This is a genomic window from Streptomyces sp. SID5643 (genome assembly GCF_009872555.1).
GTDB lineage: Bacteria > Actinomycetota > Actinomycetes > Streptomycetales > Streptomycetaceae > Streptomyces > Streptomyces iakyrus.
On record NZ_WWIC01000092.1, the window covers coordinates 115,279 to 125,612 of the forward strand.

At 70.1% G+C, this 10,334-nt stretch carries 10 protein-coding genes; all 10 read right to left on the reverse strand.

The window, feature by feature from the left end; genetic code table 11:
• Positions 1 to 13: 13 nt before the first annotated feature.
• Genes GTY56_RS11755 through GTY56_RS11800 form a run of 10 tightly spaced genes read right to left on the reverse strand, consistent with a single transcriptional unit; the run spans position 14 to position 10,127 of the window.
• Positions 14 to 478, reverse strand: a complete 465-nt coding sequence (locus GTY56_RS11755; RefSeq protein WP_161362548.1) for an Rv1363c family protein — start codon at positions 476 to 478, stop codon at positions 14 to 16.
• 20 nt (positions 479 to 498) lie between these two features.
• On the reverse strand, positions 499 to 1,776 hold the full coding sequence (locus tag GTY56_RS11760) for an MCE family protein (protein ID WP_161362546.1): 1,278 nt from the start codon (positions 1,774 to 1,776) through the stop codon (positions 499 to 501).
• The gene (locus GTY56_RS11765; protein WP_161362543.1) at positions 1,773 to 3,074 is read right to left on the reverse strand and encodes an MCE family protein; all 1,302 of its coding nucleotides are present in this window, start codon (positions 3,072 to 3,074) and stop codon (positions 1,773 to 1,775) included. Before GTY56_RS11765 ends, GTY56_RS11760 begins: the two co-directional genes overlap by 4 nt.
• Positions 3,071 to 4,186 (reverse strand): MCE family protein, encoded by a 1,116-nt coding sequence (locus tag GTY56_RS11770; protein WP_346345414.1) that lies wholly within the window; start codon positions 4,184 to 4,186, stop codon positions 3,071 to 3,073. The genes GTY56_RS11765 and GTY56_RS11770 overlap by 4 nt, the downstream gene beginning before the upstream one ends.
• Complete coding sequence (locus tag GTY56_RS11775) at positions 4,183 to 5,343, reverse strand: MCE family protein (protein WP_237524375.1); 1,161 nt, start codon at positions 5,341 to 5,343, stop codon at positions 4,183 to 4,185. Before GTY56_RS11775 ends, GTY56_RS11770 begins: the two co-directional genes overlap by 4 nt.
• Positions 5,340 to 6,377, reverse strand: a complete 1,038-nt coding sequence (locus GTY56_RS11780) for an MCE family protein (protein WP_161362541.1) — start codon at positions 6,375 to 6,377, stop codon at positions 5,340 to 5,342. The genes GTY56_RS11775 and GTY56_RS11780 overlap by 4 nt, the downstream gene beginning before the upstream one ends.
• Positions 6,374 to 7,615, reverse strand: coding sequence for an MCE family protein (locus GTY56_RS11785; protein WP_161362540.1), 1,242 nt, complete (start codon positions 7,613 to 7,615; stop codon positions 6,374 to 6,376). Before GTY56_RS11785 ends, GTY56_RS11780 begins: the two co-directional genes overlap by 4 nt.
• 8 nt (positions 7,616 to 7,623) lie before the next feature.
• Positions 7,624 to 8,427 (reverse strand): MlaE family ABC transporter permease, encoded by an 804-nt coding sequence (locus GTY56_RS11790; RefSeq protein WP_104783858.1) that lies wholly within the window; start codon positions 8,425 to 8,427, stop codon positions 7,624 to 7,626.
• Positions 8,428 to 8,430: 3 nt separating this feature from the next.
• Positions 8,431 to 9,201: an MlaE family ABC transporter permease gene (locus tag GTY56_RS11795; RefSeq protein ID WP_033306010.1), complete on the reverse strand. Its 771-nt coding sequence runs from the start codon at positions 9,199 to 9,201 to the stop codon at positions 8,431 to 8,433.
• Positions 9,198 to 10,127 carry an ABC transporter ATP-binding protein gene (locus GTY56_RS11800; protein WP_161362539.1) on the reverse strand — a complete coding sequence of 310 codons (930 nt, stop codon included), beginning with the start codon at positions 10,125 to 10,127 and terminating at the stop codon, positions 9,198 to 9,200. Before GTY56_RS11800 ends, GTY56_RS11795 begins: the two co-directional genes overlap by 4 nt.
• Positions 10,128 to 10,334 lie beyond the last annotated feature (207 nt).

A 10,334-nucleotide genomic window follows, 5' to 3' on the forward strand; every position in this document is an offset into this window, starting at 1 on the left:
ATCGGCCCGTGGATCAGCCGACGAACTCGACGTCGGACGTCAGCCAGCGGCCGTCCTTGTGTACGAGGTCGAGCTGGAGCCGGTAGGTGCGCGCCTCTCCCCCGGGCACGGCGGTGTTGGTCACCTTGCTGTCGGCGACGACCAGCACACGGGCCGAGTCCTCGTCGGAGCGGACGATGCCCGCCTCCAGGACCTGGCCTTCCGACACGGACTTGTTCTGGGCCACCAGCTTCGTCAACTGCTCCGTCTGGGCGGTGAACTGCTTCTTGAAGTCGCCCGTCGCGCCCGCCAGGACGTTCGCGCTGTCGCGGTCGTAGTGCCGGTAGTCGAGGGAGGTGAAGTTCAGTGCCGACTGGCGGGCCGCGGCCAGGATGCCCTGGCGTCGGTGGTCCGCCTCGTTCTGTGCGTGGATCCCGAAGGCCAGCCAGAGCGCCAGCGCTGTGGTGACGACGGTCGCCGCCACGAGTCCCGCCGTCATCACTCGGGGTGGTACCTGCCTCATGCCATGGGGCCGACGAGCAGCCATTGCCACGACTCCTTTCCGAACGCGGCCTGCTGGCCGCCCGCCGAGCCGATCTCGACGTTCCTTCCGTCCGGGCCGGTGGTGGTGCCGGTCTCCGGGTCGTACGGGGTGACGTACGCCGCCTGGTTCGCGCCGCCGTCGGCGGTCGACGCGCCCGGGGCGTTCTGCGCGCCGCGTACCGACGACTCGCTGCCGCGCGGGAGCGTGCAGCGGGCGTCGGTGTTCGCCTCGCGTGTGCTGGTGTCCGCCGGGTCCCGGCGTGCCGTGCCGTACCCCTGGGTGCAGGCCGGCGGGTCGTCGGCGTTCAGCACCAGGCCGAAGTGGGTGGTGCCGTCGCCGGGGACGACCGTGTAGCTGCCCGCGACCATCAGCGGGAAGGTGACCAAGGCCTGCTCCACGCCGGGGAGGCGGGCCAGCGTGACCTGGCCGCCGCTGATCAGGTTGGCGAGCAGGACCGACAGCTGCGGCCCGGTCGACTTCAGCAGCGAGTTCAGTTCCTGCGCCGCCGGCCGCGCGTTGCCGATCAGCTTGCGCAGGTCCCCGTCACTGGACTTCAACTGGGCCGACAGCAACGCCAGATCGCGCGCGAACGACTTGATCGAAGAGCCCTGGTCGGCCTGGGTCCTGAGGACCTTCCGTGAGTCCTCGATCAGGGCGGTCGTCTCCGGCAGCGCCTCGGACGCCGACTCGACCAGGGTGTTGCCCGAGTCCACCAGGCGGCCCAGGTTCGGGCCGGTGCCGGCGAACGCCTTGCCCAGTTCGTCGACCGTGACCCGCAGGTCGTCCTTGCCGACCGAGTTCACCAGGCGGTCCAGGCTGAGGACCATGTCCGTCGTCGACAGCGGCCCCCGTGTGCTCTCGCGCGGGATCGTGCTGCCGTCCAGCAGGTACGGGCCGTGGGAGGCGCGGGGCTGGAGGTCGACGTACTGCTCGCCCACCGCCGAACGGTTCGCCACCACGGCCAGCGTGTCCGCCGGGATGCGGGGCGCCCCGTCCTCGATGTCGAGCGCGACCGAGACGCCGTCCGGGCCGGCCAGGCGCAGGGCGCCGACCTTGCCCACCGGCACCCCGCGGTAGGTGACCTCGGCGCCGGGGAAGACGCCCCCGGAGTCGGCGAAGTCGGCCCGCACGGTGTAGCCGCGGTCCAGGACCTCGTCCACCAGGCCCGTGTACTCGGCGCCGACGTACGACACGCCTACGGCGGTGAGGGTGGCGAAGGCGATGAGTTGCGCCTTGACCGTACGGGTGATCACGGCTGGACCCCCTTCAGCATCAGCTCGGCGAGTTCGAGGTTGATCCCCTCGGGCCAGTCACCCCCGGTGCGATGCCCGCCGGAGCCGTGGCCGGCGGTGCACACCGGCGGGCACAGCGGGTCACCACCTGAGGGCACGGACGGTGACGACGGCACGCTCGGCCTGCTCGGCAGGGCGGTGGGCTTGGGCACGCCCGGCACATCCGGCACGTCCGGGAGATCCGGTCCGTCCGGCAGGCCGGGGGGCTCGGGAAGCTCCGGCACCTGGGTGTCCCCGCCGTTCCCGCCGCCCGGCTCGTCCGTCAGGTTGCCGTAGACGCCGGCCAGATCGAGGTCCGCCGTGACGTGCAGGTTGACGTAGTCACCCTTGATGGCGTCCACCGCGTTGCGCGGGAAGGGATAGGTGGTCAGCAGTTCCAGGGAGTTGGGCAGGTCGCTGCCCGCCTTGTTGAGCTGGTGCAGGATCGGCCGGAGCTGCCTGAGGTTGGCGACCGTGTCGTCGTGCGAGGCGTTGACCACCTTGGTGCCGGTCTTGCCCAGCCTGGACAGGGCGGTGAGCATCCTCGTCAGGTCGCGGCGCTGGTCGGCCAGGACCTTCAGGGCGGGCGGCATCGTGTCGACGGCCCCTGCGATCGTCGTCTTCTCCTTGCCGAGCCGTTTGGCCAGCCGGTCCACGGCCTTCAGCGCGCGGACGATGTCCTTGCGCTGGTCGTCCAGGCCTCCGATGAAGGTGTCGAGCTCCTTGAGCAGGGACTTGACGCGGTTCTCCCGGCCTTCCAGGGCCTTGTTCAGCTCCGTGGTGATCGTCTTGAGCTGGGCCACGCCGCCGCCGTTGAGCAGGGCGGACAGCGCGGACAGCACCTCCTCGACCTCCGGGTTGCGGCCGCTGCGGGACAGCGGGATCACATCACCGTCGCGGAGCCGACCGACCGGTGCGCTCTCCGGCGGCCGGGACAGCGCCACGTACTTCTCGCCGAGCATGCTGGTCTGCCGCAGCTCCGCGATGGCGTTGGAGGGCAGCTTCACCGAGTCGGCGACCCGGAGGCGGACCCTCGCGTGCCAGCCCTCCAGCTCCACCTTCTCCACCGCGCCCACAGTGACGTTGTCGACCTTGACCGACGACTGCGGAACCAGGTCCAGGACGTCGCGGAACTCGACGGTGACGTGGTAGGCGTGGCCGTCGGCGGCGGCTCCGCCGGGGAGCGGGACGTCGTACCAGCCGTTGAACTCGCAGCCCGACAGGAGCACCGTCGCGACGGCTGTCCAGGCGACGGCCCCGCCCCTGCGCGGGGGCCTCATGCGCTCGCTCCCAGGATTCCGCCGAGGGTGCGGTCGACCGTGCCGGTGCCCGAGGTGCCCTGGGGCACCTCGGGCAGCGAGTCGAAGAGGTCCCTCAGGTCCCCGCAGTCGGTCTTCTCCCCGGTCGTCCTCAGGATCGAGCACAGCAGTGCGGCGGGATCCTGCGGGTGGTCGGGGTTGTTGCGGGTGTCGAGGGTGCCGGCGGAAGGATTGTAGGCGTTGTGCAGGTTCGACACGCCCGTCGGCGCGACCTCCAGCAGCTCCTCCAGCGCCGCCCGTTGGGTGACGAGCACCTTGGTCACCTTGCTCAGGCCCTCCACGTTCGACGTCAGCGACTTCTTGTTCTTCTTCACGAAGGCGGACACGTCACCGAGCGCCGTGCCGAGGTTCTTCAGCGCGGCCGCCAGGTCCTTGCGCTCGCCCGCGAGCTGCCCGGCGACCTTGGCGAGGCTGCTGTTGAACGACCGCACGCTCTTGTCGTCCGCCGCCAGCGCCGCTGTGAACACCTGAAGGTTGCGGACGGTGCCGAACAGGTCCGTGCGGCCGTCGGACAGGGTCGTGACCGCCTCCGAGAGGTCCTCCACCGTCCGGTGCAGGTTCTCGCCCTGGCCGTCGAGGTTGTCGGCGCTGACGCCGAGCAACCGTGACAGGGCGCCCTCCTTGTTGGCGCCCTCGGGTCCCAGCGCCTCGGCCGTGGTGTGCAGGCTGTCGAAGACGCGGTCCAGTTCGACCGGCACGGCCGTGCGCGACTCGGGGATCTCGTCCCCGTCCCGCAGGACCGGGCCGCTCCGGTACACCGGCAGCAGCTGCACGTAACGGTCGCTGACCACCGAGGAGTTGATGATGGCGGCCTGTGCGTCCGCCGGGACCTTCCGGTCCGCGTCGTACTCCAGCTCCACCCGCACCCGGCCGCCCTCCGGCGTGATCTTCTTGACCTCGCCGATTCGCACACCCAGCACGCGGACGTCCGAGCCGGGGTAGATGCCGACGGTCCGGGGGAAGTACGCCGTCACGCGGGCCGGCTCGGTCCGCGGCCACAGGACGTAGGTGAGCGCGGCGGCCAGGGCCAGGACGGTCAGCAGGGCCAGGGGCTTCTTCCAGCGGTTGCTCACCGCGCACCTCCCGTTCGCGTCCGCGGCACCACCGGGGCGGCGACCAGATTCTGGACGTAGGAGTCGAACCAGCGGCCGTTGCCGAGGGTGTTGGTGAAGACCCGCACGTAGGGAGCCAGGAGCTCGATGCTCCGGTCCAGACTGGACTGGTTGCGTTCGAGCATCTTCACCACGGTGTCGAGGCCCTTGAGCGCGGGCCCGATCTCCTTCTCGTTGTCCTGCACCAGGCCGGAGAGCTGGATGCCGAGCGCGGCGGAGGTCTTCAGCAGCTTGTGGATCGCCGCCCGCCGCTTGCTGATCTCCTTGAACAGCTTGTCGCCGTCCTTGACCAGCGCGGAGAAGTCGCCCGACCGGTCGGCGAGCACACCCGTCACACCGTTCGCGTGGTCGAGGAGTTCCTTGAGGGCCTTGTCGCGCGAGGCCACCGTCCGGGAGATCTTCGACAGGCCCTTGATGGACGCCCGTACTTCCTGCGGTGAGTCCTCGAAGGTGGTGGAGATGGTGTCCAGGGCCTTGGCCAGCCGGTCGGTGTCGACCTTCTCCGTCGTGGTGGTGAGATCGCTGAACGCCTGCACGACGTCGTAGGCGGGGACGGTCCGCTTCAGCGGGATCTCGCTACCGGGCTCCAACTGGCCCCGCCCCCCGGGATGCAGGGCGAGGTACTTGGCGCCGAGGATCGTCTTGACCCGGATCGACGCGCCGGTGTCGGTGCCGAACCCCGGCTCGTCCTTGATCTTGAAGGTGACCTTGACATGGTCGCCGTCCAGGTCGACCTCTTCGACCTTGCCGACCTTGACCCCGGCGATGCGCACCTCGTCACCCGGCTTGAGACCGCCCGCCTCCGCGAAGGCGGCGCTGTACGTATCGCCGTCGCCGATCACGGGCAGGCGGTCGGCGTTGAACGCGGCCACGGTCAGCAGCGCGAGGACGGTGAGTCCGACAGCGCCGATGACGAGGGGACTGCGTTCGCGGAAGGGGCCGAGGTGCGGACGGCGGAGCCGTATCCCCGGCAGCTTCGGCGGGTCCACGCGGACCTTGATCAGCGGCTGTGGACGCGGCCTGCGGCGGGCCCGGACACGCGGGAGCCTCAGGCTCGGCAGCTTCGGCGGTTCCACGCGCACCTTGAACAGCGGCTCCGGGCGGCGTTTGCGGCTCATGCCCCGCACCTCGCCCTCGCCACGTGCATCTCGGGCGTGAGCACCTGCTTCGTCTTCGGCAGCACGATCCGGCCGTCGAAGTCGCACAGGTAGAAGTTGAACCACGAGCCGTAGGACGCCGTCCCCGTCAGCTCGCCCAGCTTGTTCGGCAGCCTCTTCAGCACGCCCTCCACGGTCTTCTCGTTGTCGTTCAGCGTCCCGGTGAGGTCGGTCAGTTCCGCGATGTCGTCCTTGAGCGGCGGGCGCGCGTCCTTCAGCAGGCCCGAGGTGGCCTCCGTCAGGTCGCCGATGCTCACCAGCGACTTCCCGATGGGCTTGCGGTCGGCGGACAGGCCCGAGATGACCCGGCGCAGCTGCTTGAGCAGTCCGGAGAAGCGGGCGCCTCGCTTGTCGAGCGTCTTCAGCACGGTGTTGAGGTTGTCGATCACCGAGCCGATCAGCTTGTCGCGGCCGGCCAGCGTCGTGGTGAGCGACGCCGTGTGCGTCAGCAGGCTGTTGGCGGTGCCGCCCTCGCCCTGGAGGGTCCTGATGATCTCGGTGGCCAGTTGGTTGACGTCCTTCGGGCTGAGCGCGGCGAACAGCGGCTTGAAGCCGTTCAGCAGCGCGTTCAGATCGAGGGCGGGCTGGGTGCGCGCGAGCGGGATCGTGCCGCCGGGGCGCAGCCGGGTGCCGTCGCCGGCGCCCTCGGTCAGCGCGAGGTAGCGCTGCCCTACCAGGTTGCGGTAGCGGATGACGGCTCCGGTGCTGGTGAGCAGCGGCCGGTCCCGGCTGACCGTGAAGGTGACCTCGGCCAGCGTCCGGTCCTTGATCCGGATGCCCGCGACCTCACCGACCCGCACTCCGGCCACCCGGATGTCGTCACCCTCCTCCAGGCCGGTGACGTCGCTGAACACCGCGCGGTACTCGTGCTCGGGAGTGAAGGAGATGTTCACGATGGTTGCGGCGAGCAGGGCCGTCGCCACCATCGTCACCAGCGCGAAGAGACTGAACTTGATCAGCGGAGCGGCGGTCTGCCGGGCACCTGTGGTGCTCATGCGACGCTCACCGCCGTCCCGCGCGCCATCGGCCCGAACAGCAGCGTCGCGACCGGCGGCACCTCGTCCGCGGGCACGCCCAGCACCGGCGCCACGAGCGAGCCGACGGCCCGCTGTTCGGCCCGGGTGGCGGAGGCGCCGAGCGGGCCGCCCGAGGCCGTACCCGGCCGTTCGGAACCGTCATCGAGGTGGCTGCCGGGTGCCGGCACCGGAGGATGCGGCAGATCACGGCAGTTCGGGCCCGACCGCTCGCCGTAGCGCGGTTCCTCACCCGGTTCGTACGCACCCCGCGGCCGTACGACCTCCAGCGTGATGTGCATCTTGCCGCCCCGGAACGCCTCCTCGGACGCCTTGTCCTGCCGGACCAGACCGGCCAGCAGGCAGGGGTACTGGGGGGAGTATCGGGCGAACAGCTCCAGCGTGGGGCGGGAGACCCGGCCGAGGGTGATCAGCCGGTCGCCGTTGGCGTCGAGGAAGTCCTCGCCGGTGCCCGCGACGGTCGCCGTGGACTTCAGGGCCGCCGCCAGCCGGTCCTTCTCCTCGACGATCGTGCGGCTGGTGGTGACGGTGTTGCGCAGGATCTCCATCAGGTCGGGCGCCGCGTCGCCGTAGACCTCGGCGACGTCGGCGAAGCGTGCGATGTCCTCTTTCAGGGACGGCAGGTGCGGATTGAGGCGGCGCAGGTAGGCCTCCACTCGCGTGAGGTTGTCGCCGATCCGGTCGCCGCGGCCGTCGAGGGCGGTGGCGAACGCGGAGAGCGTGGCGTTGAGCTTGCCGGGCTGCACGGTCCGCAGCAGCGGCAGCAGGTCGTTCATCAGCTGCTGGACCTCGATGCCGACGCGGGTGCGGTCCTGGGTGATGACGTCCCCGGCGCGGATCGGCCGGGCCGATGAGCCGCGCGGTGCGACCAGGTCGACGTACTTCTCGCCGAACAGCGTCTTGGGCAGCAGGCGCGCGTGCACGTCGGACGGGATCCGGTCGACGTGCTCCGGCTTCAGCGCGATGTCGAGCGTCGCCTTCGTCCCGTCGGCCCGCACCTCGCGCACTTCGCCGACCAGCAGCCCGCGCAGCTTGACGTCGGCGCGCGGATCGAGCTGGTTGCCGAGGCGGTCGGCCTCCAGCGTGATCCGCACGACCGGCGTGAACACCTGGCGGTAGACGGCGACGGACAGGGACAGCAGCAGGGCGAGTACGGCGATGAAGACGACGCCGTACAACCGCAGTCTCAGCACTCTCATCCGGCGGCTCACCCCGCTATCCGCACGGTCGTGCTGGCGCCCCAGATGGCCAGCGACAGGAAGAAGTCCAGGACGTTGATCGCCACGATCGAGGTCCGCACCGCACGGCCCACCGCGACGCCGACCCCCGCCGGGCCGCCGCTCGCGTAGTAGCCGTAGAAGCAGTGCACCAGGATGATCAGGACGGCGAAGACCAGCACCTTCCCGAAGGACCACAGCACGTCCACCGGGGGCAGGTACTGCTGGAAGTAGTGGTCGTACGTGCCCGTGGACTGCCCGTAGTAGCCGGTGGTGATGGTGCGGGCGGCCAGGTACGAGGAGAGCAGGCCGATCACGTACAGCGGGACGACGGCCACGAACCCGGCGATCATCCGGGTCGTCACCAGGAACGGCAACGAGGGCACGCCCATGACCTCCAGCGCGTCGGTCTCCTCGCTGATCCGCATCGCGCCGAGCTGGGCGGTGAACCCGGCGCCGACGGTGGCGGAGAGGGCGAGCCCGGCCACCAGTGGGGCGATCTCACGGGTGTTGAAGTACGCCGAGAGGAACGCCACGAAGTTGGAGGTGCCGAGCTGGTTGAGCGCGGCGTACCCCTGCAACCCCACTTCCGTGCCGGTGAAGAACGACAGGAAGGCGATCACGCCGACCGTGCCGCCCACGACGGCGAGCGCGCCCCGGCCGAAGCTCACCTCGGCGAGCAGCCGCAGGATCTCCTTCTTGTAGCGGCGCAGGGTGCGGCCGGTCCAGGCCAGCGACCGCCCGTAGAAGGACAGCTGGGCACCCAGCTCCTCCAGGCCTTTCAGCAGCGCCATGCCTCAGCCCCTCTGGGGAACGACTTGGAAGTACACGGCGGTCATCACGAAGTTCGTCACGAACAGCAACATGAAGGTGATCACCACCGACTGGTTCACCGCGTCGCCCACACCCTTGGGCCCGCCCTTCGCGGTGAGCCCCTTGTAGGAGGCGACGATCCCGGCGATCGCACCGAACACCAGCGCCTTGACCTCGGCCGCCCACAGGTCGGAGAGCTGGGCGAGCGTGGTGAAGGAGGCCAGGTAGGCGCCGGGAGTGCCGTTCTGGAGGACGACGTTGAAGAAGTAGCCGCCTGCCACGCCGACCACCGACACCAGGCCGTTGAGCAGCACCGCCACCAGCATCGAAGCCAGCACGCGGGGGACGACCAGCCGGTGGATGGGGTCGATGCCCAGCACCTGCATCGCGTCGATCTCGTCGCGGATCTTCCGCGCCCCGAGGTCGGCGCAGATCGCCGTGCCGCCGGCGCCCGCGATCAGCAGCGCGGTGACGATCGGCGAGGCCTCGCGCAGCACGGCGAGCACGGAGGCGGCCCCGGCGAAGGACTGGGCGCCCAACTGCCGGGTGAGACTGCCGATCTGGAGCGCGATGACCGCCCCGAACGGAATGGAGACCAGGGCCGTCGGCAGGATCGTCACGCTCGCGACGAACCACGCCTGCTGGATGAACTCCCGCGCCTGGAAGGGACGTCGGGGGATCGTCCGGACGACGTCCAGCGCCATCGCGAAGAGGCTGCCGGAGTGCCGCAGCGCTCCGGCCGGTGACAGGCTCATGCGCCGGCCACCTCCGCCTGGTGGAGTTCGGCCTCGCGCCGTGCGATCGCCTGCCAGCGGGGCGGGCGGGTGATGCCCGGTCCCGGCAGCAGGCGGGGAGCCGGCTCCTGCACGCGCGCGCTGTCGTCGACCTGCGCGAGCTCCTGCTCGACCTGCGCCGCGTCCTTCTCCTCCGCCATGCCGATCGGGCCCTGCATCCGGCCGTTCAGGAACTGCCGTACGACGGGCTCGTCGCTGGTCAGCAGCTCTGCGCGCGGCCCGAACATCACCAGCTCGCGGCGGAACAGCAGCCCGATGTTGTCCGGCACCTGGCGGGCCGAGGCGATGTCGTGCGTGACGATCAGGAAGGTCGCGTCGATCTGGGCGTTGAGGTCGACGATGAGCTGGTTGAGGTAGGCGACGCGGACCGGGTCCAGGCCCGAGTCGGGTTCGTCGAAGAGGATGATCTCCGGGTCGAGCACGAGCGCCCGGGCGAGCCCCGCCCGCTTGCGCATCCCGCCGGAGATCTCACCGGGCAGCTTCTCCTCGGCGCCGATCAGCCCGACCATGTCCATCTTCTCCAGCACGATGCGCCGGATCTCGCTCTCGGACTTACGGGTGTGCTCGCGCAGCGGGAAGGCGATGTTGTCGTACAGGTTCATCGAGCCGAACAGCGCGCCGTCCTGGAACAGCACGCCGAAGAGCTTGCGCACCTCGTACAGGTCGTGCTCGCGGAGCTTGGTGATGTCCCGGCCCTGGATCGTGATCGAGCCGCGCTCCGGCTTCAGCAGTCCGACGAGCGTCTTGAGGAACACCGACTTGCCCGTGCCCGAGGGGCCGAGCATGACCGAGACCTCCCCGGCGGGCAGCGTCAGCGAGACGTCCTGCCAGATGACCTGGTGACCGAAGGACTTGGTCAGCCCTTCCACACAGATCTCGACACCCATCCGGTCCACCCTTCAGCCCGTGGAGCAGTGCCCCTGGAGCAGCTCTGACATCTGCTCTACGGGGAGGGGCCGGGCGTCCGTCGCTCGTGTGGCGGACTTTTTTCGGGCGGGTTACGGGCGGCGCGCTCGGGTCGGCTTACGGGCACCACTTCGGGTCGGCTTACGGGCACCACTTCGGGTCGGCTTACGGGCACCACTTCGGGTCGG